This is a genomic window from Actinocatenispora sera (assembly GCF_018324685.1).
Classification (GTDB): domain Bacteria; phylum Actinomycetota; class Actinomycetes; order Mycobacteriales; family Micromonosporaceae; genus Actinocatenispora; species Actinocatenispora sera.
This window is the reverse complement of the sequence record NZ_AP023354.1, coordinates 4,707,259-4,732,765: the sequence shown is the minus strand read 5'-3', so window position 1 is coordinate 4,732,765 and position 25,507 is coordinate 4,707,259. Positions and strand designations below refer to the sequence as shown.

Below are 25,507 nucleotides of genomic sequence, written 5' to 3'. Positions count from 1 at the left end.
CAGGTCGGGCGACCGCGACGGGGCCGAGATCGGGCGATGGCCACCTCCCCGAACCGGCGGACGGCTAGATCACGGGGAGGCCACGGCGCACGGCGCGCCGCGCCACGACGTTCCAATCCCCCTGTTCGCCGTTACTATCGGTGCCGTGTTGGGGCTTCCGAACGGCGTCCGCGCCTGCCTGTTCGATCTTGACGGTGTGCTCACCCGCACCGCCGTGGTGCATGCCGAGGCGTGGCGGCAGATGTTCGACGCGTACCTCGAAGAGCGTGCGCGCCGTGAGCATGCCATCGCGCAGCCCTTCACACAGAGCGACTACGACCGGTACGTCGACGGGAAGCCGCGGCAGGACGGGACCCGTTCGTTCCTCGCTTCCCGCGGCATCACCCTGCCGGAGGGCTCGCCCGACGACCCGCCGAGCGCCGAGACCGTGCGCGGCCTGGGCAACCGGAAGAACGAGCTGGTGCTGCGGCTGATCCACGACCAGGGCGTGGACGCCTACCCCGGCTCGGTGCGGTACGTGCTGGCCGCGCGCCGGGCCGGCCTGCGCCGGGCCGTGGTGTCCTCCAGCGCGAACTGCCGCGACGTGCTGGCGGCGGCCGGCATCCAGGACCTGTTCGAGGAGATCGTGGACGGGGTCGTCGCCGCGCGCGACGGCCTGGCCGGCAAGCCGGCACCGGACACGTTCCTCGCCGCGGCCCGCACCCTGGGCGTGGCGCCCGGCGAGGCGGCCGTGTTCGAGGACGCGCTGTCCGGCGTCGCGGCCGGCCGGGCCGGCAGGTTCGGCCTGGTCATCGGGGTCGACCGGTCCGGCCAGGCCGACGCGCTGCGCGAGCACGGCGCCGACCTGGTCGTCGGCGACCTCGCCGAGCTCATCGACGCCGACATCCCCGAGGCAGAGCCGCATACCGCGCGGCACTGACCCGGACCGCAGCACCCGGGCGCCGTCGGCGATCCGGTGACACCGGGCGGACCGGCCACCGGACAACCACACCATCACCCATGCTTGCCGTAACGGCGTCGAATGGCGCCGGCGCCGGCGTACACCACGAACCATGAAGATCGGGGAACCATGACTACTGGCCGGGCGTTCACCGTGGAGCCCTGGTGCCTGCGCGAACTGAGCCTCGACCTGGACCGGATAGCCCAGTCGGAGTCGGTGTTCGCGCTGTCCAACGGGCACATCGGGCTGCGGGCCAACCTGGACGAGGGCGAGCCGCACGGGTTGCCGGGCACGTACCTCAACGGCGTGTTCGAGCTGCGCCCGCTGCCGTACGCCGAGGCCGGGTACGGCTATCCGGAGTCCGGGCAGACGGTCATCAACGTCACCAACGGCAAGCTGATCCGGTTGATGGTCGACGACGAGCCGTTCGACCTGCGGTACGGCACGCTGCGCGCGCACGAGCGCAACCTGGACTTCCGCGACGGCGTGCTGCGCCGCGACGTCACCTGGACCTCGCCGGCCGGCCGTACCGTGCAGGTGACCTCGACCCGGCTGGTCTCGTTCACCCAGCGGGCGATCGCGGCGATCTGCTACGAGGTGGAGCCGGTCGACGGCCCGGCCCGGGTGGTGCTGCAGTCCGAGCTGGTGGCCAACGAGCAGCTGCCCGAGCAGTCCGGTGACCCGCGCGCCGCCGCGGTACTGGAGGCGCCGCTGCGGGCCGAGCACAACGGCGTGTCCGGCGAGCGGGGCGCGATCCTGATCCACCAGACGGCGCGCTCCGGGCTGCGGGTGGCGGCCGGGATGGACCACCGGATCACGGTGCCCGAAGAGGTCAACCTGCACGTGGCGACCGAGTCGTTCGACGACCTGGCCCGGACCACCATCGCCACCGTGCTGCGCCCCGGGCAGAAGCTGCGGCTGGTCAAGTTCCTCGCCTACGGCTGGTCCTCGTACCGGTCGGTGCCGGCGGTGCGCGACCAGGTCGCCGCCGCCCTGTCGGCGGCCCGGTTCACCGGCTGGAACGGGCTGCTCGCCGAGCAGCGCAAGTACCTCGACGAGTTCTGGCAGGGTGCCTCGGTCGAGGTCGACGGCGACACCGAGATCGAGCAGGCGATCCGGTTCGCGCTGTTCCACGTCCTGCAGGCCAGTGCCCGGGCCGAGCAGCGGGCGATCCCGGCCAAGGGGTTGACCGGTCCCGGCTACGACGGGCACTCGTTCTGGGACACCGAGATCTTCGTGCTGCCGGTACTGACCTACAGCGTGCCGCAGGCCGTGGAGCAGGCGCTGCGCTGGCGGCACAACACGCTGCCGATGGCGCGGGACCGGGCCCAGCAACTGGGGCTGGCGGGCGCGGTGTTCCCGTGGCGCACCATCCGCGGCGAGGAGTGTTCCGGCTACTGGCCGGCCGGAACCGCCGCGTTCCACCTCGGCGCCGGCATCGCGCACGCTGTGGTGCGGTACGTGCAGGCCACCGACGACCGCGACTTCGAGCGCGAGGTGGGGCTGGAGCTGCTGGTGGAGACGGCGCGGATGTGGCGCTCGCTGGGCCACCACGACACGCACGGCCAGTTCCGCATCGACGGGGTGACCGGGCCGGACGAGTACTCGGCGATCTCCGACAACAACGTCTACACCAACCTGATGGCGCGGCGGAACCTGATCGCGGCGGCCGACGTGGCCGAACGCTATCCGGCGCAGGCGAACGAGCTCTCGGTCAACGTCGAGGAGATGGCGTCCTGGCGGGACGCGGCGAAGGCGATGACCATCCCGTACGACGAGACGCTCGGCGTGCATCCGCAGTCGGAGGGATTCACCAGCCACGAGCACTGGGACTTCGCCGCCACCGGCAGCCGGTACCCGTTGATGCTGAACTTCCCGTACTTCGACATCTACCGCAAGCAGGTGGTCAAGCAGGCCGACCTGGTGCTTGCGATGCAGACCTGCGGGGAGGCGTTCACTCCGGAGCAGAAGGCGCGCAACTTCGCCTACTACGAGCCGATCACGGTACGGGACTCGTCGCTGTCGGCGTGCAGCCAGGCGGTGATCGCCGCCGAGTGCGGCCACCTGGACCTGGCACTGGACTACCTCGCCGAGGCGGCCCTGACCGACCTGGACGACCTGCACGCCAACACCAAGGACGGGCTGCACATGGCCTCGCTGGGCGGGGCGTGCCTGGCGCTGGTGGCCGGGTTCGGCGGGCTGCGCGACTCCGAGGAGGGGCTGGCGTTCGCACCGCGGCTGCCGCGGGGGCTGTCCCGGGTGGCGTTCCGGATGCTGATCCGCGGCCATCACCTGCGGGTGGAGGTGACCGGCGAGACGGCCACGTACTCGCTCACCGACGGTCCGGCGATCCCGATCAGCCACCACGGTGAGCAGATGATGCTCGCTCCCGGCGATCCGGTGACCCGGTCGATCCCGCCGGCGCCGAACTGGCCGGCTCCGCTGCAGCCGCCGGGGCGGGCACCCCGGCGCCGGGAGCCCTGAGGTACCCGCGGCCGCCGTCCCGGTCCGAACCCGGGCGGCGGCACGGCGCCGCGGATTAGCCTGGCGCCACGGCCGTTCGTGCGCCGCGGCCCGGCCGTACGGCCGCGGGTGACGGGCGACCGGTGCGGCGCGGGGCGTTCGGCACGAACGGGAAGCGAGGGCGGATCGTGGCGTTCGATCCACTGGCGGCGACGCGGACCGCGGACGGCCCACAGTTCGACCTGTTCGTCTACGGCACCGTGTTCCTGGACATCGTGTTCACCGGGCTCGCCCAGCCGCCGGGCTCGGGTACCGAGGTGTGGGCCGAGGGCATGGGCTCGTGCCCCGGCGGCATCGCGAACCTCGCGATCGCCGCGTCCCGGCTGGGACTGCGCACCTCGCTCGCGGCGGCGTTCAGCTCCGACGACTACGGCGACTTCTGCTGGCGCACGCTGAACGAGCAGGAGGGCGTCGACCTGTCGCGGTCGCGCCGGTTCGAGGGTTGGCATTCGCCGGTGACGGTGTCGATGGCCTGCCACGGCGACCGGTCGATGGTCACCCACGGGCACGACGCGCCGGTGCCGGCGGCACGGATCGTCGGCACCCCACCGAGGTCCGCGACGATCTTCGTCGACCTGTCCAACGAGGACGGGTTCGGCCAGGCCGGCACGACCGGCTGGGCCGATCCGATGGTCGACGCCGGCGCGCTGGTGTTCGCCGACGTGGGCTGGGACGCGAGCGGCAGCTGGGACCGGCAGGTGCTGGACCGGCTGTCGCGCTGCCACGCGTTCGTGCCCAACGCGACCGAGGCGATGGCCTACACCCGTACCGACAGCGCCCAGGACGCGCTGTGGGCGCTGGCCGACCTGGTACCGCTCGCGGTGGTCACCGACGGCGCGAACGGCGCCCTGGCCATCGACTCCACCACCGGCGAGGAGGCCCGGGTACCGGCACCCCGGGTGGATGCGCTGGACGCGACCGGCGCCGGCGACGTGTTCGGCGCCGGCATGGTCCTCGGTACGCTCGCCGGCTGGCCGCTCGACGACCGGCTGGCGTTCGCCGGCGCCTGCTCGGCGCTGTCGGTGCAGCAGTTCGGCGGTTCGCTCGCCGCACCGGGCTGGGGCGACCTCGCCGACTGGTGGCACGCGGTACGCGACTGCGGCAGCACCGACGCCTACCACGCGTCGCTGCGCCGGCGGTACGCGTTCCTGGACGGCGTGGTCCCCTCGGCGCCGCCGGGTGCGGTGCGCCGCGCCGCCGCGACCATCGCCCGCCAGTCCGACCTGCATTGAGCCTGGTCGCGGTCAGTCCGCGGTGGCGACGAGGGTGGCCGCGTCCAGCACGCGCTGCCAGTCGCGGTCGGTGGCACCGCCGTCCGGGGCGAGCGTGCCGAGTCTGGTCATCGCCTCGATCAGCAGCTCGCGTACCGCCGGTTCGGCACGGCCGGTGTGCTCGGCGAGGCGGCGGGCGGTGGCGCGGAAGCGGGTCGACTGGGCGAACCGGGTGAGGCTCGCCGGCGGGCCGGCGGCGTCGTCGCCGGGCGCGGCGTCGGGCTCGGCGAGGACGACGACCAGCCGGGCGCCGAGCGCCGCGACGAGCCGGTCGAGGGCGGCGAGGGTCGGGTTGCCGCGCCCGTTCTCCAGGTTGGCGATGTAGGGCACCGACAGGCCGGCGCGTTCGGCGACCGCGGCGAGGGTGGCGTCGTGAGCGAGGCGGCGGGCGCGCAGCTGCCGACCGAGATCTTCTATCTCCACAGAAGTTATCTTGCCATATGATGTTCTGTGAAAATAGACTGCCGCGCCATGTGGATCCCCCTCGCCCGGTGGGCCGGCGGTGGCCAGCGCGACCTGCGGCTGCTGCTGACCGGCCGTACCGTGTCGCTCGTCGGCTCCTGGCTGCTCGTCGTGGCGGTGCCCTACCAGGTCTTCCGGATCACCGGGTCGACCCTGGCCACCAGCCTGACGCTGCTGCTGCAGGCCGCGCCGCCGCTGCTGGTCGGGCCGGTCGCCGGTGCGGTGGCCGACCGGATCGACCGGCGGACGATCCTCGTCGCCGCCGACCTCGGCGCCGCCGCCGGCGTGGCGCTGATGCTCTTCGCGACCACGCCGCAGCGGCTGCCGCTGCTCTACCTCGGGCTGTTCGTGGAGAGCGCCGCGACCTGCTTCTTCACCCCGGCGATCACCGCGGTACTGCCGATCGTCGCCGGCACCGGTCCGGGTCTGGTCCGGGCGAACGCGGCGCTCGCGTTCGTCGGCGGGGCCGTGCGGCTGGGCGGCCCGCCCGCCGGCACCGTCCTGCTGTCCGCGTTCGGCCCCACCGCCGTCGTCGCGATCGACCTGGCCAGCTACCTGGTCTCCGCGGCGCTGTCGGCGGCCCTGCGGCGCGCACCGACCGGGCCGCCGGCATCCGGCCGGCGGCTGTCCGGTGACCTGCGCGAAGGGGTACGGCTGGTGGCCCGCAGCCGGCTGCTGCGCGGGATGCTCGGCACCGCACTGGTCTTCGGCACCGCGAACGCCGCGCTGACCGCCCTGCTCGTACCGCTGGTCGCGGTGCGGCTCGGCAACCCGGGCTCGGACGTCGGGTACCTGCTCGGCGGGCTCGGGGTGGGATACCTCGCCGGCGCCGCGATCAGCCGGCGCATCGTCGCGCGCTACCCCACCCGTACCGTGCTCGCGGTCTGCTACCTGGCGATCGGGGCGGGGTATCTGGTGATGGTGGACGCGCCGACGCTGCTCGTGGCGACGATCGGTACCGCGCTGGCCGGCGCACCCGGCGCCACGATGCTGGTTGCCACGCAACACCGGCTGCAGGTCGAGACCCCCAACGCGGTACTCGGCCGGGCCCGCGCCGCCTTCTCCGCCGCCGACGCGCTCGGTCTGGTGGCCGGTTCGCTCGTCGCACCGGCCGCGGTCGCACTCACCGGACTGCCCGTCGCCCTCAACCTGTTCGCCCTGGCCACGGTCGCGACCGCCGTCGCGGTCCGGATCCTGATGCCCGAACCGGTCAGGCGGCTGCGTCGAGGAGGATCTTGAGGACCTGGTCGGGTGCGTCGCGCAGCAGGTCGTGCTCGCTGTCGAGCTCGTGCACCGTCCACTCCGGGTCGGTACGCAGCCGGCGCCAGGTCGGCTCGAACGGCGACGCCGTGGGCCAGCGCAGCGCGTAGGCGTAGTCGCGCCGGCGGAACGCGGACAGGTCGCGGGTCAGCCGGACGCGTTGCAGCAGCGAGGCGAGCGGGTGCGGGGTGGCCCGGCGGTCGTAGAACGGCAGCGGCGGCACCGCGAAGCCGGTCTCCCCGACATCCAGGTACCAGCTGCGCTGCTCCTCGGTGGTCAGCCGCCAGCAGGAGTCGCCGTCGTCGGGTACGAACGCGTCCAGGTAGACCAGCGCGTCCACCGACTCCGGTGCCCGGTCGGCCACGCCGCTGACGACCATCCCGCCGTAGCTGTGCCCGACCAGGATCGTCTCGCGCAGCTGCTCGGCCGCGAACACCGCCAGCACGTCCTCGATGTGGGTGTCGAGGTTGACGGTGCCGGACAGCAGGTGCGCCCGCTCCCCCAGGCCGGTCAGCGTCGGCGTGAAGACCCGGTGGCCGTACTCGCGCAGCCGGTGCGCCAGCGGGGCGTACCACCAGCCGCCGTGGCAGGCGCCGGCGATCAGCACGAAGGTCGCCATCGGATCCTCCCTACGCCGTTCCCCCATCATCGCCCCGCGCCGGGCTCGGTGGGGCCCGCCCGGGGCGAGCCATGTCCGTTCGGGTGGTCATGCCGCTCGCGCCGACGACTTCGCCGCCGCGAGCCGCGGCGCCCGCGACCGCTCCGGCGCGGCGGTCGGACGCCCGGTCGTGGCCGAGCGCCCCTCCACCGGGCGCCGGGCCGGACGGCGGCGGGGCCGGCACACCTCGACCCGGCTGGCGTCGCCGTCGATCCAGTCGCGCAGCCCGACCAGCGTCCGCGCGATCAGCCGGGACACGTGCATCTGGGACAGCCCCACCGCGGCGCCGATCTCGGCCTGCGTGCGCTGCTCGAAGAACCGCATCGCAAGCACCCGGCGCTCCCGCTCCGGCAGCCGCCGCAGCGCGGGCCGCAACGACACCCGGTCGGGTACCTGCTCGACCCGCTCGTCCGGTTCACCGAGCCGCTCGACGAGCTCGATCCCGTCGCCGCCGCCCGGCGCGTCCAGCGACACCGGCGCGTCCAGCGACACCGGCGTGTACGCGCTGGCCGTGGCCAGCGCGGCGGTCAGCTCACGGGTGGCGACACCCAGCTCGGCGGCGAGTTCGACGGTGCCGGGTTCCCGGCCGGTACGCTGCGCCATCCGTTCGGCGGCCGCGGCCGCCGCCAACCGCAGCTCCTGCAGCCGGCGCGGCACCCGCACGTTCCAGCACGCGTCCCGGAAGTACCGCTTCAACTCGCCCGCGACGGTGGGCACCGCATAGCCGAGGAACGGGCCGAGCTCCGGGTCGAAGCCGTCCACCGCCTTGATCAGGCCGAGCCGGGCCACCTGGGTCAGATCGTCGAGCCGCTCGCCCCGCTGCGCGTACCGTCGGGCGATGCGGTCGGCGACCGGCAGGTAGCCGAGGACCGCCGCGGAACGGGCCGCGGCCCGTCGCGGATCGCCCACCGGACACGACCGCATCACCGTGAGCTGTTCGTCCGCCTGCCGAAACGACGGGTCGTTCTGGTACGGCACGAGCCATCCACCCCCCGGATGTCGTCGGCCATCCGCTGCGGCTGGCGCGACGCTGCCCGTCCTCCCATGATGGCCCCGCTGCCGCCGGTGCGGTGGGTGTTTTGTCCGTACCCGCTCGCCGCCGCGCCGAAACGACCCCGCGTCGGGGTACCGCAGGGTCACCCGCGTGGTTCCGGCCGGGCAGATCGCCTCGACGTGGCCGACCGGGTGGCGCAGACTGGGGTCGAACGGGTACTGATCCGCCCGAGGGGGCAACGATGTCCATGACCCGTACGCCCGACCTGGTCCCCGTGCTGTCGCGCGGCCGGCACCGCAACCCGCGGCGCGGCGCCTGCTTCATGGAGATGGCGTCCTACCTGGCCGGCGAGCGCTGGAGCGACCACCCGGCCTGCACCCATCCGCTGCTGGCCGCGACCGCCCGCCAGGTCAACGACCGGATCAGCGACGCCGGCCGGGCCCGGCTCGCCGCGCTGATCCCGTCGGTGATCGGGTTGACCGGCGACGACATCCGGATCGAGGTGGGCATCGCGCTGCACTGCGCGATCACCGCGCTGCCGGTCGTCGCCGCCGAACGCCAGCGCGGCCTCGCGGTCGCCGTCCTGTCGGCGAACCGGCTCACCAACGCGCTCGACGACCGGCCGGAGGAGTACCTCGACGAGGCGAGCCGGGCGGCGCTGTCCGGGGTGCCGCACGCGTGGCGCTGGGCCCGCGAGTTCAGCCCCGGGTTCTCCCCCTCGGCCAAGGCGTTCCGCCGCTATGCGGCGCCGGCCACGGTGACCGGGGCGGTCGACGGCGTGGCCACCGCCTGCATCGCCGACCCGGACCCGATGCTGTACGAGCTGCTCGCCGGGTCGATCGAGATCACCGCGGCGCTGGCGGGGCCGGCGCCGAGCCGTCGCCCCGGGTGCCGGCCCGTCGCGCGGTGCGCCTGCCGGGCGCCGGGACCCGACGCTGAACCCGCTCGCGGGGACCCGGCGCTGATCGCTCGCCGGACCCGGCGCTGAGTTCGCTCGCCCGGGTCCGGCGCTGACCTCGCTTCGCCCCGCCGGGACGCCGTGCGGCGGTCGTGGCCCGCCGGTTCTCGGCACTGAGCTCGTCGCCCGCCGGCCTCCGGCGACGTAGCTCGCTGCCCGGCCAGGTGGCGATCTCGTCGACCCCGCGCCGGCGGGTCGCTGCGGTCAGCCGTTCCAGTCGACGAGCTGGACGATGACGCCGTTCGGGTCGCGCACCTGGAAGGCGCGCTCGCCCCACTCCTCCACCGTCAGCGGCATGGTGATCGGCACGCCCTCGGCTCGTAGCCTGGCCAACTCGGCGTCCAGGTCGGCCACGGTGAGGGCGAGAATGAGCCCGGCGGCGTGCTCGTCGCGCTGGTCGGCCGGCAGCGTCGGCAGCCCGCGGCGCAGGAAGATCACGTTCATCCCGACATCGGAGCGCGCCAGCGAGGCGAACCCGTCCGCCCCCATCTGTTCGGCGAAGCCGAAGTGGCGGCACAAGAACGCGCTCGAGGCGGCGACGTCGTTCACCGTCAATGACACCGCCGACGCGGTCACCTGCATGAAGACCCCTCCCGAGAACTCTATACGTTGTACAGCATAACGCCTCGGCTGGCGCTCTGCGAGGATCGGGCGGTGACGGAACGAACCGGCGGTGGCGATGCGGCGAAGACCCTGCGCCTGCTCTGGGGTGCGGTCGCGCCGCGGCGCCGGGGCCCGCGTCCCGGCCTCACCGTCGCCGACGTGGTCGCCGCTGCCACCACGCTCGCCGACACCGACGGACTCGCCGGGCTGACCATCCGGCGGGTCGGCGAACGGCTCGGCGTCTCCGCGATGACCGTCTACACCTACGTTCCGGGCAAGGCCGAGCTGCTGGACCTGATGCTGGACGCCGCGTACCAGGCGATGGACCGCACCGACAGCACCGGACGGCACTGGCGGGAGCGGCTCACCGCGATCGCCGCGGAGAACCGGCAGCTGTGCCGCGACCACCCGTGGGTGGCCGACGTCTACACCGCGCGGCCGCCGCTGGGCCCCGGGTTGATGGCCAAGTACGAGCACGAGCTGGCCGCCTTCGACGGGCTCGATCTGCCCGACGTGGCCCGCGACGACGCGCTGAGCTACCTGCTCGGCTTCGTGTACGCCAACGCCCGCGACGAGCGCGCCGGGGCCGCCGCGGGCGGTACCGATCGGCAGTGGTGGCAGCAGGCCGGGCCGCTGCTGTCGCGCATCCTCGACGAGTCCGCCTACCCGCGCGCGGTCCGCATCGGCGCCGCGGCCGGCGCCGAGCGGGGCAGCGCGTACGACCCGGCGCAGGCGTACGAGTTCGGGTTGGCCCGGGTGCTCGACGGGCTCGGCGTGCTGATCGATCAGGCCGCGTCGCGGCGCCGCCAGTAGGTCAGCAGGCCCAGCATCACCAGCACGCTGGGGAGATCGGCGAGCGCGCCGAACTGGCTGTCGGTGAAGTTGAACAGCTGGGTGACGAACAGGTTCACGTACAGCGCGGCGATCAGCCACCGGTAGCCGGAGGCCCGGTTCCGGCGCCAGCGCAGCGCGCCGATCACGCTCAGCACCGCCTCGGCGGTGCGGGTCAGCGCGCTCGCGAGCACCGCCCCGAACTCCCGGCCGAGCAGCGACTGGTCGTCGTTGGCCAGCGCCACGATGGCCTGCACCACGAACACCACCGCCACGACGACCCGCGACACGCTCAGCACGCCGATCAGGACCGGCGGCAGGAACCGCCAGTTCACCACGCGCCGGACGAAGCGGCGCAGCGGGTCGAGCCGACTCGCCGCGGGGCGCAGTTCCGATCGCGACGGTGCCGCCGCGATCAGGTACCGGACCCCGAGCGCCGCGGCGTCCTCGCGATCGGCGACCAGTCGCATCGCCTCGCTGCGCTGCCGTACCGTCAGCCCGCCGGTCAACCCGCCGGCGGCGAGCACCGCGGCCGCCGCGGCGTCGGCGGCGGGCCCGCCGCGCCGCCGGGTGCGTACCTTCAGCACCAGCAGCACCAGGGCGGCGAACAGCAGGTACATCACGCCGGCGGCCGGGGCGAAGAAGTAGTTGTTGGTCCGGGTGATGAACTTGCCGACCTCGTCGACGAACAGCCCGAGCCCGACGCCGCCGGCCAGCGCCGTCACCAGCCGGGCAGTCCGGTCGGCGAACAGCAGCGCGACGACCAGGCCGATCAGCATCAGCAGCCCGCCCCACAGCGCGTGCGCGATGTGCAGGCTGCCGCCGCCGATCTGCGGGTACCCGGTGGCGGCCAGGTACAGCCGGGTCACCAGCACGGTGACGATGCCGGCCAGCACCATCAGCTGCATGTTGCGGCCGCCGTCCAGCGCCCGGACCAGGCCGAGCGCCCGAACCGGCCGCGCCGCCTGCCACCAACCGGCCCGTGACGTGCTCTGCGCCATCCGCTCCCCCTCGCCCGACCCGCCTGTTACAGGCTAGGGGCGAGCGGGCGGCGGACACCGTACCGGCCGGGCCCCGGCGGGTCGGGGGGAACGGAGTCGCGCCGGCAGCGGTCAGTCGTCGACGGTCTCGGTGCGCAGCCGGGCGTTCCAGCGTTGCTCGATCCGACCGAACCGCCAGGTCAGCAGAGCGATGCCCCAGATCACCACGAACAGCCCGACGATCACGAACCCGACGTAGTTGAGGTCCAGCCCGGCGATCCAGGCCAGCGGGCCGGTCGATATCGACAGCTTCTCGGCCAGTACCGACAGCAGCTCGATGACGCCGATGATCAGCGCCACCGCCACCGACAGCGCGGTGATCGTGAGGTTGTAGTAGACCTTGCGCACCGGCTTGGCGAACGCCCAGCCGTACGCGAAGTTCATGAACGAGCCGTCGATCGAGTCCAGCAGGGACATGCCCGCGGCGAACAGGATCGGCAGCGTCAGGATCGCGTACCAGGGCAGCGCGAACGCCGCCGCGCCACCGGCGAGCACCAGCAGCGAGACCTCGGTCGCGGTGTCGAAGCCCAGCCCGAACAGCAGCCCGATCGGGTACATGTGCCACGGCTTGCGGACCGCCCGGGTGGCGCCGCCGAGGATCCGGTTGACGAAGCCGCGCTTGTCGAGCTGCTCCTCCAGCTCCGCCTCGTCGAAGTGGCCGGAGCGCATCCGGCGGAACACCTTCGCGATGCGGGTCAGCACGGCCAGGTTGAGCACCGCGATGATCACCAGGAACACGCCGGAGACCAGCGTGCCGATCAGGCCGGTGACGGTCTGCAGGGTGGACGAGTCGTTCTCCACCTGGCCGGCGAGGGTACGCACGCCGAACCCGAGCAGCGCGCACAGCCCGAACACCACCGAGGAGTGGCCGAGCGAGAACCAGAACCCGACCGACACCGGTCGCTGCCCGTCACCCATCAGCTTGCGGGTGGTGTTGTCGATCGCGGCGATGTGGTCGGCGTCGAACGCGTGCCGCATGCCCAGCGTGTACGCGGTGACGCCGAGGCCGATGCCGAAGATCTGGCCGCCGACCCGGTACTGCGCGGGCGCCACCAGGGTGACCAGCAGTCCCCAGCCGACGACGTGCAGGGCCAGCACGAACAGTCCCATGCCGATCAACCGCCGGCGCTCGCCGGCGGACAGCCGGCGGCGGGTGCGGGTCGGCGCTGCAGATGACGAACCGGTCATGACGCCCTCCGGCGGTGACCCGGCGCGTCGCGATGAAGTGTCGGCACGTCCAGACCCTAAAGCCGCAGTCTTGGTTCCTGCAAGAGATGTGCAATTAGCCACGCCTGGCACCGCGATCGGTGGCGGCCCGGCGGCCATCCCACCAGGCGCGACCGCCATTGACCTTTGCTACGTACTTCATTACGGTCATGGCCTCAAACAGGGTGGCAGCTCCCCGACATCCCGAAAGGGTGGCCCTCGTGTCTGCTCGGCGTGTTCGTACCGCTCCCCTCCTCGCCGCCGCCGTACTGGCGGTCTGTGCCCTCGTCGGCCCCGCGCAGGGCGCCGCCCGGGCCGCGCCGGCCGACCCCGGCGACCTGCTCATCGGCAACCACAGCTTCGAGTCCGGTACCGACGGGTGGACTTTCGGCCGAGCCGGAAAGGGCATCCCGCGGCCGGATCCCGCCTGCCACGGCACCACCGTGACCGACCGGCACACCGACGGCGCGGCCAGCCTGCGGCTCTCCCCCGCCGCGGACTGCCCCGCCCCGGCCGCCGTCGCCGACCCCGTCGACGCGCACGCCGGTACGACGTACCACGCGTTCCTGCAGGTCTCGGGTCCGCAGGCCAGTACCCGGCTGCGGTTGGTGTTCGCCGCCGCGGACGGCACCGTGCTCGACGTGTCCGGCGGCCCGGCCAGCAGCGCGGGCGCCGCCTGGTCGACCGTGTCTGCCGCCGCGACCGCGCCCACCGGTACCGCGACGGTCGCGGTGCGCCTCGACGTCGCCAAGGCGACGGTGTGGGCCGACGACGCGCTGATCACGGCGACCGACACCGATCTCGGCTCGCAGGTGGGCAAGGCGTCCATCAACGCGACGACGTTCGGGGTGGACGGCGCCGGCGTGCGCACCGCGTACCTGGTGGTCACCGGCGCGAGCAACTGGGACGCCCACCTGGTCGGAATCACCGAGGCCACCGGGGAGGTCAGCGTCGACCTGCCGTTGACCGGCGCCACCGGCGCGTGGAACGCCACCACCGCCACCGACGGGTCGATCTACGTCGGCAGCTACAACTTCGACGACACCACGAAGAACGGCCGGCTCTACCGGTACGTACCGGGCGCCGCATCGGTGCAGGACCTGGGGCAGCCGATCGAGGGCGACACGTTCGTCTGGGACGTCACCGCCGGACCGGACGGCAGCGTGTACGGCGGCACCTACCCGTCCGGCGGCGCCTTCCGCTACTCACCGGCCGACGGGTTCCGGCAGGTCGGCGACCGGCCGGTGATCGCGCCCGAGCAGTACGTGCGCAGCGTCGCGTACGACCCGACCAACGACGTGATGTACGCCGGGATCGGCTCGCACGCGCACCTGATGGCCTGCCCCGGCGGCGGCACGCATTGCACCGACATCCTGCCCGCCGAGTACGCCGCGGAGGAGTTCACCTACTCGCTGGAGGCCGGCGGCGGCTACGTGTTCGCGAACCTGTCGGACACCGGCGACGGGCACCTGCTGATCATGAAGGTGACCGCCAGCGGCGACACCGTGACCGCCACGAAGGTCACCGACATCCCCAAGGTGCGCTACCCCGGTGCGTCCCCGGTGGTCGACGGCGGCGTGTACTACCTGAGCGGCTCCAAGCTGATGCGCTACGACCTGGCGGCCGGCACGTCGGCCGCGGTGGCGAGCGGCCTGCCGGCCGCCGGCCGGTCCTGGAGCGTGGACACCAGCGGCCCGGCACCGGTACTGGAGGCCGCCGGCAACACCTCCACGGGCCCGGTGGTGATGCGCGTCGACACCGCAAGCGGCGAGGTGAGCTCGCAGCGCCCGGCCGGCGTACCGGCGGCGCCGACCAACCTGCAGACCCCGCTGCTCGGCCCGGACGGCAAGATCTACACCTCCGGCTTCCTGAGCGGCGGTACCGGCGTGTACACCCCGATGCGCTCCGACGCCGACGTCCAGTACACCGGGGTACCGCAGGTCGAGGGCGCCGCCGTCATCGGCGACACGATGTACTTCGGCGGCTACCCCGGCGCCAACATCTACGCCTACCGGCCGTCCCAGCCGTGGAAGTCCGGCACCAACCCGGTCAAGGTCTGCTCGCTGACCGACCAGGACCAGGATCGCCCGTACGGGATGGTGAACGCCGGCGGCACGCTCGTCATCGGCACCGAGGCCGGGTACGGCAAGCTCACCGGCGCGCTCGCCGTCTACGACCCGGCGACCGGCTCCTGCGTGACGCATCCGGACATCGCGCACGACCGCACCGTGGCGAGCCTGGCCTACCTGGACGGCATGGTGTACGGCGGGACGTCGATCTGGGGCGGGCTCGGGGTCGAGCCGTCGCAGCAGGAGGCGGTGCTGCTCGCGTACGACCCGAAGACCGGCGCGCACCACGAGATCGCGCTGCCCAGCCGCGGGCTGCGTACCGTGCTCGGGCTCACCGTCGGCCCCGACCACCGGCTCTGGATGATCGCCGAGGACCACGTGCTGGTGTACGACCCGTCCAGCGGGCGGTTCGTCGCGGACCAGCGGATCTTCCCGGAACTGGACGTGCCCGGCGCCGACCTGATCGACGCGCACGACGCGTACCTGCTCACCGGCGCGGACGGCGCCATCTACGGCACCATCCACGGCCGGTACGTGTTCCGGCTCGACCCGCGGACGATGCACGCCACGGTGCTGCGCGAGGGCACCGTGGAGGGGTTGACCGCCGACCGCTACGGCAACCTGTACTACGTCCAGGACGGGTACCGGCTGCACCGCCTGGTGCCGTAAAGGGTGTCCCGCGCGCGCCCGGGGGCGGGGCACCCCCGGACCCGGGCGCGCGGCCGTCGCTGCCCCGGGACGGTCGCCGATCGCCTACCGTCGAGCCGGAGGTACGCGATGCCCGAGACGATGAGCGCCTGGCAGGTGGTCGAACCGGCACCGATGGCGCGCCGGCCGCTGCGGGCGGCGACGCTGCCGGTGCCGACCCCGGCGGCGGACGAGTTGCTGGTGCGGGTGCTGGCGTGCGGGGTGTGCCGGACCGACCTGCACGTCGCGGAGGGCGACCTGCCGGTGCACCGGCCCGCCGTGGTGCCCGGGCACGAGGTGGTCGGGCGCGTCGTCGCGGTCGGCGCCGAGGTGACCGGCTGGGCGGTCGGCGAGCGGGCCGGCGTCGCCTGGCTGCGGCACACCTGCGGACGCTGCCGGTACTGCCGGGCCGGCGCGGAGAACCTGTGCCTGGCGTCGCGGTACACCGGGTGGGACGCCGACGGCGGGTACGCGCAGTACGCCACCGTGCCGGCCGGCTACGCCTACCGGCTGCCCGCCGGGTACTCCGACGTCGAGCTGGCCCCGCTGCTGTGCGCCGGGATCATCGGGTATCGGGCACTGCTGCGCGCCGAGTTGCCGGCCGGCGGCCGGCTCGGCATCTACGGGTTCGGCGCCTCCGCCCACCTCACCGCCCAGCTCGCCATCGCGCAGGGAGCCACGGTGCACGTACTGACCCGGGCCGCCGCGGCCCGGCAGCTGGCGCTGGAGCTCGGTGCCGCGTCCGCCGGGCCGGCCGACGCGGCACCGCCCGAACCGCTGGACGCGGCGATCCTGTTCGCCCCGGTGGGCACCCTGGTACCGGTGGCGCTGGCAGCGCTGGACGCCGGCGGCACCCTGTCGGTGGCCGGCATCCACCTCAGCGACATCCCGCCGCTGAACTACCAGCGGCACCTGTTTCGCGAACGCACCCTGCGCAGCGTCACGGCCAACACCCGGGACGACGGCCGCCGCTTTCTCGACCTGGCCGGCCGGCACCACCTGCACGTGACGACCACGCCGTACCCGCTGGCGCAGGCCGACCGAGCCCTCGCCGACCTGGCCGGCGACCGGGTCGAGGGCGCCGCGGTGCTGGTACCCGACCCCGCACCGGCCGAACCGGCGACGGAACGAGCCCGGTGATCGGCCGCATCGGGGCCGTCGACCGGGCCGTCGACCGGGCCGACGCGCGGGCCGTCGCGGGGCGCCCGACCGCGTTCGGCGCGGACCCGGTGCGGGCGGTGACCCAGGCTCAGCACAGCAACGGCCGGTACTCCCCGCAAGCTCCCAGTTACCGGCCAGCCGGGCCGCAGTGCACCGACGCACGCTCGATGCATGAGTACCGATCCGCGCATTCACCTCGAAAACGAGCCGCGGCCGACCGGCACCGAACCCGCCGCCTCGCCCGCAGCCGACCCGAAGCCGGCCGCACCGGCCGCCGCCGTGACTGCGGAGCCGACCCCGCCGGCCGGCGCCGTACCTCCGGAGCCGACCCGGCCCGCCGACGCCTGGCAGCAGGGGCCGGCCGCACCCGCGAAGGCCCGGCAGGCGGCTGACACCCCGCAGGGGTCGGCCGCGCCGTCCGGACCGCAGCCGGCGCCGGTGACGACCGGCGGCCCGCAGTGGCCCGCCCGGTACGACCCGGCCGGTGGGCACTGGCCCCCCGGCGGGGTGCCGGCATCCGCAGCGGTGCCGCCGCCCGGCGTGGTACCGGCACGGGGCGCGGTGCCACCGCCCGGTGGCGTGCCGCCACAGGGCGGTGCGGTGCCGCCCGGCGCGGTGCCCCCGGTGGCTGGGCGGCGGGGCCACCGCCCCGGCCGCCGCGGCGCTGGCGGCGGGGCGCGGCGGCCGGCGTCGCGGCGCTGGTCCTGGTCGTCGGCGGCGGCGCCGGCGGCGCGTACGCGGTGCGGGCGCTCACCGGGCCCGAGCCCACGCCGAGCAGCATCGCGGCGAGCACCGCGTCCAGCCGGACCTCGGCGGCCGACCTGGTGTCGAACGTGCAGCGCACGGTGGTGGACATCCAGGTCGCGGGCACCGACGGCAGCGGCAGCGAGGGCTCCGGGGTGCTGATCCGCTCGGACGGGATGATCCTCACCAACGCGCACGTGCTGGGCGACCGCCCCGGAAGCGTCACCGTCACGCTCGCCGACGGCAGCCGACACCGCGCCACGGTGATCGGCACCGACCCGACGCACGACCTCGCGGTCGTCCAGGTGTCGGTCGACTCGCCGCTGCCGGTGGCGACCTTCGCCAGCTCGTCCTCGGTGCGGGTCGGCGACACCGTGTACGCGCTGGGCAGCCCGCTGGGGCTGACCGGCACGGTCACCGAGGGCATCGTCAGCGCCCTGCACCGGACCATCTCGGCCGGTGAGAGCGACGGCAGCCGGGCCACGCGGTACACCAACATGATCCAGACCGACGCGGCGCTCAACTCCGGCAACTCGGGCGGGCCGCTGGTCAACACGGCCGGGCAGGTCGTCGGGATCAACACCGCCAACGAGGGAAGCTCCGGCAGCATCGGGCTGGGCTTCGCCATCCCGTCCGGTACCGCCCATTCGGTGGCGGACCAGCTGATCGCGGGGCGCTGAACCAGGGCAGGACGGCACCGGTCCGGCACGGGCCGGTGCCGTACGCCACATCCGGCGCCGGTCCGGCGCAGGATTGAACCATCGGCCGCCACGCATCCGTGCCAGTGGGGCGGGAGGTGGTGACGATGGTCGACCGGACCGGCTGGCGGGCCATGACAGGAACCGTCGGAATGGCGGTACTGCGAGCACTCACGGCGGCGGCGGTGCTGCTGTCCGCCGACATCCATCTGGAGATGTGGGCCACCGGGTTTCGCAACATCCCGGTGATCGGTCCGCTGTTCCTGCTCAACACGGCCGGCGGGCTGGTGCTGGGCATCGCGCTGCTCGTGGGCCGCTACCGGCTGGTCGCGCTCGCCGCGGCGCTCTTCGGCGCGGCGACCCTGGCGGCGTTCACGGTGGCCGCGACGACCGGGCTGTACGGCGTCCAGGAGAGTTTGTCCGGAGCGCCGGAGCGGCTGTCGGTGGTCGCGGAGTCGGTCGCGATCGTCGGCGGGGTCCTTCTGGCCACCCTGCCGCCCCGCCTCGGCCAGGGTGAGCTGCCACACCGCACCAAAAGGGCGGTGCTGCCGGCCGGCGGCGAGCACGGCGACCTGGCGGAGCGCACCGGGCGGGGCGGGCTGCCGGCCGGCGCGGACCCGAGCGCCTCGCGGCCACCCGGCAACCGGGACGCGCCGGCCACCGAACACGACACACCGATCGAGGCCGGTACGGCCGATGCCGACGGCGCCCGGTCGTCCTCGGCAGCGCTGGACGCCGAGGACGGAGGCAGATCCGGGCGCGCGACGAAGCACGGTGCCCGGACCGGGCACGGCTGGAGGCGTGGTGCCCGCCTCGGCCGATGACGAGCTGATGCGCTCGCTCTACCAGGAGCACGCCGGCCCGCTGTACGGGTACGTGCTGACCCTCACCGGCGACCGGGGCTGGGCGCAGGACATCGTGCAGGAGGTGCTGCTGCGGGCGTGGCAGCACCCGCTCGCCGCGGACGGCAGGCCGGTCCGCGGCTGGCTGCACACCGTCGCCCGGCACCTGGTGATCGACCAGTGGCGGGCCCGCAAGGTACGCCCGGAGGTGTCGTTCGCCGACCCACCGGAGCGTGGCGTGGCCGACGGTACCGACGAGGCGATGCAGTCCTGGCTGGTGGCCGAGGCGCTACAGCGGCTGTCGCCGGCGCACCGTGAGGTGTTGGTGGAGTGTTACTACCAGGGACGATCGGTACCGGAGGCGGCGCAACGCATCGGCGTACCGGCCGGCACGGTCAAGTCCCGGCTGCACTACGCGTTGCGGGCGCTGCGGCTGACGTTGCAAGAGATGGGGGTGGTGTGAGATGACGACACCGTTCGACCGGACGCTTCGCGGTGACGACTCGGACGCCGACATCCACCACGACGACGCCGCGTACGTGCTCGGTGCCCTCTCCCCCGCCGACCGGCACCGGTACGAGCAGCACCTCGCCGGCTGTGATCGGTGCCGGGAGTCGGTGCAGGAGCTGGCCGGTCTGCCCGGACTCCTGTCGCGGGTACCGGTCGAGCAGGTCACCGCCGAGCCGGTGGCGGCGCCGCCGGCGCTGGCCGACAACCTGTTCGTCGCGGCCCGCCGGGTACGCCGTCGGCGCCGGTTCGTCACGGTCGCGAGCGGCGCGGTCGCCGCGGCCGTCTGCCTGGTCCTCGCGCTGCTGCTGGCGTTCGGGCCGGGCCAGGGAGCCACGAGTACCCAGCCTCCGCCGGCGCAGGCGATGACCGCGCTGGTGCCGGCGCCGGTCACCGCGACCGCGGCACTCGCCACCCATCCGTGGGGTACCGACGTCACCGTGCGGTGCCGCTACCACGGCCCCGCGAACTACCCGATCGGCTACACGCTGGTGGTGGTCGACACCGGCGGCCACACCGAGCAGATCTCCAGCTGGTCGGTGGTACCGGACAAGACGATGGTGCTGAGCGGCACCACCGCCACCCGGCCGGCGCAGATCCGCGCGATCCAGGTACGCACCAGCGACGGCACCCCGGTGTTGTCGCTCACCCCCTGAACGATCCGGCGCCCACGGCCGTGTCCGACAACGAGAAACCCAACAACAGGGGGTAGCCACGATGTCTCGGCTTTCGTTGTCACAGCGTCGATCCCGCCGGCTGTGGTGGCTGGCACCGGCGGCCGCCGCGCCGCTGATCGCGGCCGGCTGCAGCGCCGGCTCGTCCAGCTCGACCGGGTCGTCCGGGGGTTCGACGAACCACTCGGCCGGCTCGTCGGCACCGGTGAGCGCGCGCAGTACCGGGCAGGGCAAGGTACTGGTCGACTCGGCCGGCCACGCGCTGTACAGCCCGGCGGGCGAGACCACCACGCACCTGATGTGCGACTCGGCGGCTTGCACGGCGATCTGGCCGGTGGCCACCGCGTCCGGCACGGTGCCCAGTACGGTGCCGGGCGCGAGCGGCACGCTCGGCACCCTGCACCGGTCCGACGGCAAGACCCAGCTGACGTACAACGGGCACCCGTTGTACCGGTTCTCGGCCGACCAGGGTGCCGGCTCGGTCACCGGGGACGGGACCAAGGACAGCTTCGGGGGGACGAAGCTGACCTGGCATGTGATCCGGCTGTCCGGCAAGCCGGCGAGCAGCCCGTCGTCGCAGAACGGCGGCGGCTACAACTACTGATCGACCGGCCAGAGGGTGACCGCGTCCGACGGGATCGCCAGCCGCACCGGCGTGCCCGGCTCGGAGGCCGGGCCGGTGCGGGCGGCGGTCAGCCGGTCGCCGGTGGGCAGCTCCAGCACCGTCTCGGTGAACGCGGCCAGCCGTACCACGTCGACCACCCGGCCGACCAGCTCGTCGCCGCCCGCACCGTCCATGGTGGACAGCGTGATCTGGTCCGGCCGGACACACCAGGTGACCGCGGTACCGGCGGGCAGGTCGCTGTCGCAGACCGCCGCGGCACCGCAGCGCAGCACCCCGTCGGCGCCGACGGTACCGGCGGTCAGGTTGCGGATGCCGAGCAACCGGGCCGCCTCCGGGTCGCACGGATGCGCGTACACCTGCTCCTGCCGGCCCTGCTGGCGCACCGTACCGGCGGACAGCAGCAGCACCTCGTCGGCCAGCAGCGCCGCCTCGTCCGGGTCGTGGGTGACCAGTACGGTGGCCATCCCGGTGTCGCGCTGCAGCGCCCGCAGCTCGTGCCGCAGCTCGTCGCGTACCGGCGTGTCGAGGCCGGCGAACGGCTCGTCGAGCAGCAGCAGCCGGGGCCGCCGGGCGAGCGCCCGGGCCAGCGCCACCCGGCGGCGCTGGCCCCCGGACAGCTGGTCCGGCCGGCGGTCGGCGAGTTCGGTCAACCCGAGCCGGTCCAGCCAGTACGCGGCGACGGCGGGGTCGGCGCCGACCCCGAACAGCACCTGCCGCCACACCGTCAGCTGGGGCAGCAGCGCCGGATCCTGCGGCAGGTACCCGATCTCGCGATGTTCCGGGGCCAGCCCGGCGAGCCGCTCCGGGCCACCGTCGCCGGTCAACGTCACGTCGCCGCGCGCCGCCAGCAGCCCGGCCAGCGCCCGCAGCGTCATCGACTTGCCCGCCCCGGACGGGCCGAGGATCGCGATGGTCCGGGCGCCCGGCGGGTGGGCCACCGACAGCGCGAACCCGCCGACGCGCGCCGCCAGGTCGAAGCCGACCAGCGGACCGGGCCGCCCGTTCGGCCGTACCGGCGGGGGAAGCTCGGCGCGGCCCCGGCGCCGGGGCAGCCGCAGGTGGTCGGCGGCGACCAGTACCAGCAGCGCGGCGAGCAGCGCCACCGCGACCGGCAGCACCGTCGCCGGCAGCCCGGTCGAGCCGAACTGCACGTAGGTGAACACCGGCAGGGTGTACGGGTGGTAGGCGAGGATCACCGTGGCGCCGAACTCGCCGAAAGCGCGCAGCCAGGACAGCAGCAGCCCGGCCCGGATCCCGCCACCGGCCACCGGCAGCGCCACCCGGACGAACCGGGACAGCCGGCCGTGCCCGAGCGTGGCCGCCACGTCGAGCAGTGCCGGATCCACCGCCGCGAACGCCGATCGCGCCGCCACCACCAGGAACGGCGCGGCGACGAACACCTGCGCGAGCACGATGCCGATCCGGGTGTCGGTGAGCCGCCCACCGGTCAGCTCACCGAGCGGCGCGTACGGCCCGACCAGGTAGACCAGCAACACGCCGGAGATCAGCGGCGGCAACGCCAGCGGCAGCTGCACCAGTACGCCCAGCGCGGCGGCGACGCGGCCCCGGCGCCGGGCGAGCAGGTAGCCCAGCGGGATGCCGAGTACCCCGATCACCACGGTCGAGATGGTGGCGGTGACCAGGGAGGTGGCCAGCGCTGCCCCGACGCCCGGCGCGGTCTGGGCGCCGCCGGCGCCGGCCAGCCGCACCGCGAACGCGACGATCGGCACCAGCAGGTAGGCCAGCAGCAGGCCGGCCAGCACCGGCAGCACGGGTACCCGGTTCATCCGTCACCGTCCCGCGGCGCTACGAACCGCCCACCGCCGAGCGCAGCGTGGCCGGCACCGCGGACCTGTCCCCGGTCAGCGTCACCGTCGCGGCCGGGTGCAGGCCGTGCCTGCGCATCAGCGCGACGCCCTTCGGGCCGAGCAGGTACTTCACGAACGCCGCCGCGGCGGCCGGCTGCGGCCCCCGGTTCAGCACGGTCACGGTGTACGTCGCGCCGAGCTCCACCGGCGCCAGCGAGATCGTCGGTACCTTCGCCTCGGTCGCCTCGGAGGTGTAGAAGAAGCCGGCGTCGAGCTGGCCGGCCTGCAACCGGCCCAGCAGCGTCTCCTCCGGGAACACGCCCGCATCGGTGTCGGCGAACTTGCCCAGCCCCATCTTGGTCAGCGCCTGCGCGCTCAGCCGGCCCTTCGGATCCAGCTTCGGGTCGGTCCGGCCCAGCCGGAACCCGGGCTCGACGACCACCTGCTGCCACGGCTTGCTCTTCAGCTGCGCGGCGAACCTGCTCTTCGGGTTGTAGCCGAGCACCAGCGGCGCGGTGGCGAACGTGGCGTACCAGGATTCCCAGTCGCCGTTGCCGCTGCCGCGCAGCTTGTCGTTGCTGGCGGTACTCGCGGACACGAACACGTCCGCCCTGGTCACCTTGCCCTTGATCTCGTTGACCAGCGCATCGGACCCCTTGCCCTCGCCGCGGAAGGTGTCGCCGCTGGCGGCCTCGAACGCCGGCTTGACGTCGTGCTCCATCAAATTCACCAGCGATCCCGCGTACAGCACGGTGACCGTGGCACCGGAGTCGTCGGTGCCCGAGCCGCCCGACGAGCCGCCCGTCCCCGAACCGGGCGAACCGCAGCCGGTCAGCAACGCGACGACGCCCAGCGCCACTGCCGCCAGCACCGCCCCGGCACGTACCCGGCGTGTCATGCCCGCGCCCCCGCCCTCGTCATGCCGTGGTCCGCGCCGGCACCGGCAGCTCCACCACGACCTGGGTCGACTTGACCGAGGCGGTGGCGACCGCGCCCACCGCCAGCCCCAACTCGTCGACCGAGTCGCGAGTCATCAGCGACACGACCCGGTGCGGCCCGGCCTGGATCTCCACCTGCGCCATCACCTCGTCGGTACGGATCGAGGTGACGATGCCGGTGAACCGGTTGCGGGCCGACGACCAGACGCCACCGGGTTCGTCGGTGGCGAGCGAGCGGGCGAAACGGGCGAGTTCGGCGCCCGCCACCACCCGGTGACCCTGCTGGTCCCGGGCGGCCGGAAGCCGGCCGGCGTCGACCCACCGGCGCAGCGTGTCGGCACTGACGCCGAGCAGTTGCGCGGCGCGCCCCATGCGATAGTTCGCCACGGACCCCACGATACGGGTCGCACGCGCGAACGCAACCCACCTGTCAAACTGGCAGATGCGGCCGTACGGCGCGCCTTCTCCCGCAACTGCGGTTGCCGGCCCGGGCTCGGGGCGCGCCTCATAGGGTGGACCCACGTGCGCACACCCTGGAGGTGCTCGATGTCCCAGCCGGCCGGCCGGATCCTCGCCCTGGATCTCGGGTCCAGTTCGGTACGAGCGGTCGTCCTCGACGGCGACGGCGACCGGTTGACCCCGCTGCCCGGTGCGGCGGTGCGCGAGCAGGCCCGCATCCACCAGAGCGCCGACGGCGCGGCCGAGCTCGACCTCGCCGCCTACCTCGGCGCCACCGTGTCGTGCCTGGACGAGCTGTCCGCCGACGGCCACCTGCGCGGCGTGCACACGGTCGGCATCTCGACCCAGTGGCACTCGCTGCTCGGCCTGGACGAACACGACGAACCGGTCGGACCGTGCCTGTCCTGGATGGATCTACGGCCGACCCTGCCCAAGCACCCGGCGCCGGCCGACGCCGGTGCGTTCCACGCCCGTACCGGCGCGTGGTGGCACCCGTTCTACTGGCCGGCCCGGATCGGCTGGCTGCGAGCCACCGTCGGGCCCGCGCGACGCTACGTCGGCCTGCCCGAGTACCTGGGCCTGGCGCTGTGGGGCGAGCCGACCGCGTCGGTGTCCTCGGCGTCGGGCACCGGTGCGCTGGACACCCGTACCTGCCGGTGGGACGACGAGGCGCTGTCGCTCGCCGGCGTGACCACCGAGCAGGTACCGCCGCTCGCCGACGACGACTGGCGCGGCCGGTTCACCGACGAGTACCGGAAGCGGTGGCCGGACCTCGCCGACGCGCGGATCGCGCCACCGCTCGGGGACGGGGCGGCGAGCGCCCTCGGGTCCGGCTGCTTTGACGCCGGGCACCTGTCCGTGACCGTCGGCACCTCCGCCGCGGTACGGCTGGTCACCGCCGACGCCGCGGACCCGGCGCCGGCGGTGTGGCGCTACCGGGTGGACCACCGGCGCGCGGTCTTCGGCGTCGCGTACTCCGGCGGCGGGGTACTGGACGAGTGGGTCACCGGGCTGCTCGACATCGATCCGGCCGCGCAGGGCGCGGCGCTCGCCGGGCTCGCCCCCGGCGAGCACGGGCTGGTCTGCCTGCCCTTCCACGCCGGCCACCGACCACCGGCCGCCGATCCGGCCGGCGCCGGCGGCACCCTGCACGGGCTGCGGCTGACCACCAGCGGTACCCACGTGCTCGCCGCGACGCTGGAGGGACTCTGCCACGAGATCACCGACGGGGCCCGGGCCGTCGACCCGGCCGGCAGCGCGCTGCCGATGCTCGGCGGCGGCGCGATCGCCGCGTCGAGCTGGCTGACCGGGCGGCTGACCGCCGGGCTCGGCGGCCGGGCGGAACGGGTCACCGATCCGGAGGTGGGCGCGCTCGGCGCCGCGGCCGGTGCCCTCGGCATCGACGTGGCACCGACCACCGAACCGGTCACCGCGACCGACACCGACGTGGCGGCGATGGCGGCCGCGGCCGCCCGCCACCGCACCCTGCGCGACCGGTTGGCCTGACCGGCCGGGCGGCCCGCCGCCGGCACCTCTCCGGTGCAGCCGG

Annotated in this window: 23 protein-coding genes; 14 read left to right on the top strand and 9 right to left on the bottom strand. The window is 74.1% G+C overall.

Features of this window, described 5'->3' with window-relative positions; genetic code table 11:
* The first annotated feature begins 145 nt into the window (after window positions 1–145).
* From Asera_RS22520 to Asera_RS22510, 3 genes are all read left to right on the top strand, one after another.
* A complete protein-coding gene (locus tag Asera_RS22520) occupies window positions 146–919 on the top strand; it encodes a beta-phosphoglucomutase family hydrolase (RefSeq protein WP_051802166.1) in 774 nt (257 codons plus the stop codon).
* A gap of 150 nt (window positions 920–1,069) precedes the next feature.
* Entirely contained in the window at window positions 1,070–3,424 is a 2,355-nt protein-coding gene (locus Asera_RS22515) for a glycoside hydrolase family 65 protein (protein WP_030445974.1), read from the top strand.
* Between the two features lie 167 nt (window positions 3,425–3,591).
* A complete protein-coding gene (locus Asera_RS22510; RefSeq protein ID WP_244843989.1) occupies window positions 3,592–4,695 on the top strand; it encodes a carbohydrate kinase family protein in 1,104 nt (367 codons plus the stop codon).
* Window positions 4,696–4,707: 12 nt separating this feature from the next.
* Here Asera_RS22510 and Asera_RS22505 read toward each other — a convergent pair whose 3' ends face one another.
* Window positions 4,708–5,157: a helix-turn-helix domain-containing protein gene (locus Asera_RS22505; protein WP_030445972.1), complete on the bottom strand. Its 450-nt coding sequence runs from the start codon at window positions 5,155–5,157 to the stop codon at window positions 4,708–4,710.
* 48 nt (window positions 5,158–5,205) lie between these two features.
* Here Asera_RS22505 and Asera_RS22500 point away from each other — a divergent pair, with 48 nt between their 5' ends.
* A complete protein-coding gene (locus Asera_RS22500; RefSeq protein ID WP_051802165.1) occupies window positions 5,206–6,435 on the top strand; it encodes an MFS transporter in 1,230 nt (409 codons plus the stop codon).
* Here Asera_RS22500 and Asera_RS22495 read toward each other — a convergent pair.
* Both Asera_RS22495 and Asera_RS22490 read right to left on the bottom strand, forming a co-directional pair.
* Complete coding sequence (locus tag Asera_RS22495; protein ID WP_030445970.1) at window positions 6,407–7,075, bottom strand: alpha/beta fold hydrolase; 669 nt, start codon at window positions 7,073–7,075, stop codon at window positions 6,407–6,409. The two genes, Asera_RS22500 and Asera_RS22495, sit on opposite strands and share 29 nt — an antisense overlap.
* An 87-nt stretch (window positions 7,076–7,162) precedes the next feature.
* Window positions 7,163–8,023 carry a SigB/SigF/SigG family RNA polymerase sigma factor gene (locus Asera_RS22490; protein WP_212804706.1) on the bottom strand — a complete coding sequence of 287 codons (861 nt, stop codon included), beginning with the start codon at window positions 8,021–8,023 and terminating at the stop codon, window positions 7,163–7,165.
* A 326-nt stretch (window positions 8,024–8,349) separates the two neighbouring features.
* Between Asera_RS22490 and Asera_RS22485 the strand changes: the two genes are divergently transcribed.
* A complete protein-coding gene (locus Asera_RS22485; RefSeq protein ID WP_212804705.1) occupies window positions 8,350–9,096 on the top strand; it encodes a hypothetical protein in 747 nt (248 codons plus the stop codon).
* Window positions 9,097–9,270: 174 nt separating this feature from the next.
* On the opposite strand, the gene Asera_RS22480 is transcribed toward Asera_RS22485, so the two are convergent.
* Window positions 9,271–9,648, bottom strand: a complete 378-nt coding sequence (locus Asera_RS22480; RefSeq protein WP_030445967.1) for a VOC family protein — start codon at window positions 9,646–9,648, stop codon at window positions 9,271–9,273.
* 72 nt (window positions 9,649–9,720) lie between these two features.
* Between Asera_RS22480 and Asera_RS22475 the strand changes: the two genes are divergently transcribed.
* Window positions 9,721–10,482: a TetR/AcrR family transcriptional regulator gene (locus tag Asera_RS22475; RefSeq protein WP_030445966.1), complete on the top strand. Its 762-nt coding sequence runs from the start codon at window positions 9,721–9,723 to the stop codon at window positions 10,480–10,482.
* On the opposite strand, the gene Asera_RS22470 is transcribed toward Asera_RS22475, so the two are convergent.
* Together Asera_RS22470 and nicT are read right to left on the bottom strand one after the other, a co-directional pair.
* The gene (locus Asera_RS22470) at window positions 10,455–11,501 is read right to left on the bottom strand and encodes a hypothetical protein (RefSeq protein WP_051802163.1); all 1,047 of its coding nucleotides are present in this window, start codon (window positions 11,499–11,501) and stop codon (window positions 10,455–10,457) included. The genes Asera_RS22475 and Asera_RS22470 overlap by 28 nt on opposite strands.
* A gap of 111 nt (window positions 11,502–11,612) precedes the next feature.
* Window positions 11,613–12,728, bottom strand: coding sequence for a Nickel transporter NicT (gene nicT / locus Asera_RS22465; protein WP_030445964.1), 1,116 nt, complete (start codon window positions 12,726–12,728; stop codon window positions 11,613–11,615).
* A 239-nt stretch (window positions 12,729–12,967) separates the two neighbouring features.
* On the opposite strand from nicT, the gene Asera_RS22460 reads away from it, so the two are divergent.
* The 7 genes from Asera_RS22460 to Asera_RS22435 all read left to right on the top strand — a co-directional run bounded on the left by Asera_RS22460 (window position 12,968) and on the right by Asera_RS22435 (window position 20,732).
* Entirely contained in the window at window positions 12,968–15,484 is a 2,517-nt protein-coding gene (locus tag Asera_RS22460) for an NHL repeat-containing protein (protein ID WP_157034785.1), read from the top strand.
* A gap of 108 nt (window positions 15,485–15,592) precedes the next feature.
* Window positions 15,593–16,642 carry a zinc-binding alcohol dehydrogenase family protein gene (locus Asera_RS22455; RefSeq protein WP_211255560.1) on the top strand — a complete coding sequence of 350 codons (1,050 nt, stop codon included), beginning with the start codon at window positions 15,593–15,595 and terminating at the stop codon, window positions 16,640–16,642.
* A 479-nt stretch (window positions 16,643–17,121) separates the two neighbouring features.
* Window positions 17,122–18,087 carry a S1C family serine protease gene (locus Asera_RS22450; RefSeq protein ID WP_212804704.1) on the top strand — a complete coding sequence of 322 codons (966 nt, stop codon included), beginning with the start codon at window positions 17,122–17,124 and terminating at the stop codon, window positions 18,085–18,087.
* A 125-nt stretch (window positions 18,088–18,212) separates the two neighbouring features.
* Window positions 18,213–18,929 (top strand): hypothetical protein, encoded by a 717-nt coding sequence (locus tag Asera_RS33250; RefSeq protein ID WP_244843987.1) that lies wholly within the window; start codon window positions 18,213–18,215, stop codon window positions 18,927–18,929.
* 4 nt (window positions 18,930–18,933) lie between these two features.
* Complete coding sequence (locus tag Asera_RS22445; RefSeq protein WP_342344449.1) at window positions 18,934–19,410, top strand: sigma-70 family RNA polymerase sigma factor; 477 nt, start codon at window positions 18,934–18,936, stop codon at window positions 19,408–19,410.
* A 1-nt stretch (window position 19,411) separates the two neighbouring features.
* Entirely contained in the window at window positions 19,412–20,110 is a 699-nt protein-coding gene (locus Asera_RS22440; RefSeq protein ID WP_051802161.1) for an anti-sigma factor family protein, read from the top strand.
* A gap of 76 nt (window positions 20,111–20,186) precedes the next feature.
* Complete coding sequence (locus Asera_RS22435) at window positions 20,187–20,732, top strand: COG4315 family predicted lipoprotein (protein WP_051802160.1); 546 nt, start codon at window positions 20,187–20,189, stop codon at window positions 20,730–20,732.
* Here the strand turns inward: Asera_RS22435 and Asera_RS22430 are convergent.
* The 3 genes from Asera_RS22430 to Asera_RS22420 are packed head-to-tail and all read right to left on the bottom strand — an operon-like array spanning window position 20,726 to window position 23,886.
* A complete protein-coding gene (locus Asera_RS22430; RefSeq protein WP_035296380.1) occupies window positions 20,726–22,540 on the bottom strand; it encodes an ABC transporter ATP-binding protein/permease in 1,815 nt (604 codons plus the stop codon). The two genes, Asera_RS22435 and Asera_RS22430, sit on opposite strands and share 7 nt — an antisense overlap.
* 19 nt (window positions 22,541–22,559) lie before the next feature.
* Window positions 22,560–23,459: a substrate-binding domain-containing protein gene (locus Asera_RS22425; RefSeq protein WP_051802159.1), complete on the bottom strand. Its 900-nt coding sequence runs from the start codon at window positions 23,457–23,459 to the stop codon at window positions 22,560–22,562.
* Window positions 23,460–23,478: 19 nt separating this feature from the next.
* Window positions 23,479–23,886 carry a TOBE domain-containing protein gene (locus tag Asera_RS22420; RefSeq protein WP_157034783.1) on the bottom strand — a complete coding sequence of 136 codons (408 nt, stop codon included), beginning with the start codon at window positions 23,884–23,886 and terminating at the stop codon, window positions 23,479–23,481.
* A 159-nt stretch (window positions 23,887–24,045) separates the two neighbouring features.
* Here Asera_RS22420 and Asera_RS22415 point away from each other — a divergent pair, with 159 nt between their 5' ends.
* Complete coding sequence (locus Asera_RS22415; protein ID WP_030445953.1) at window positions 24,046–25,464, top strand: FGGY family carbohydrate kinase; 1,419 nt, start codon at window positions 24,046–24,048, stop codon at window positions 25,462–25,464.
* Window positions 25,465–25,507 lie beyond the last annotated feature (43 nt).

What these genes read in the sequence shown, in the direction of transcription:
- Asera_RS33250 (WP_244843987.1), top strand. Translation starts at nt 18,213, where the DNA reads ATGGTCGACCGGACCGGCTGGCGGGCCATGACAGGAACCGTCGGAATG.
- Asera_RS22470 (WP_051802163.1), bottom strand. Translation starts at nt 11,501, where the DNA reads ATGGCGCAGAGCACGTCACGGGCCGGTTGGTGGCAGGCGGCGCGGCCG.
- Asera_RS22425 (WP_051802159.1), bottom strand. Translation starts at nt 23,459, where the DNA reads ATGACACGCCGGGTACGTGCCGGGGCGGTGCTGGCGGCAGTGGCGCTG.
- nicT (WP_030445964.1), bottom strand. Translation starts at nt 12,728, where the DNA reads ATGACCGGTTCGTCATCTGCAGCGCCGACCCGCACCCGCCGCCGGCTG.
- Asera_RS22455 (WP_211255560.1), top strand. Translation starts at nt 15,593, where the DNA reads ATGCCCGAGACGATGAGCGCCTGGCAGGTGGTCGAACCGGCACCGATG.
- Asera_RS22515 (WP_030445974.1), top strand. Translation starts at nt 1,070, where the DNA reads ATGACTACTGGCCGGGCGTTCACCGTGGAGCCCTGGTGCCTGCGCGAA.
- Asera_RS22430 (WP_035296380.1), bottom strand. Translation starts at nt 22,540, where the DNA reads ATGAACCGGGTACCCGTGCTGCCGGTGCTGGCCGGCCTGCTGCTGGCC.
- Asera_RS22415 (WP_030445953.1), top strand. Translation starts at nt 24,046, where the DNA reads ATGTCCCAGCCGGCCGGCCGGATCCTCGCCCTGGATCTCGGGTCCAGT.
- Asera_RS22495 (WP_030445970.1), bottom strand. Translation starts at nt 7,075, where the DNA reads ATGGCGACCTTCGTGCTGATCGCCGGCGCCTGCCACGGCGGCTGGTGG.
- Asera_RS22440 (WP_051802161.1), top strand. Translation starts at nt 19,412, where the DNA reads ATGACGACACCGTTCGACCGGACGCTTCGCGGTGACGACTCGGACGCC.
- Asera_RS22480 (WP_030445967.1), bottom strand. Translation starts at nt 9,648, where the DNA reads ATGCAGGTGACCGCGTCGGCGGTGTCATTGACGGTGAACGACGTCGCC.
- Asera_RS22485 (WP_212804705.1), top strand. Translation starts at nt 8,350, where the DNA reads ATGTCCATGACCCGTACGCCCGACCTGGTCCCCGTGCTGTCGCGCGGC.
- Asera_RS22500 (WP_051802165.1), top strand. Translation starts at nt 5,206, where the DNA reads ATGTGGATCCCCCTCGCCCGGTGGGCCGGCGGTGGCCAGCGCGACCTG.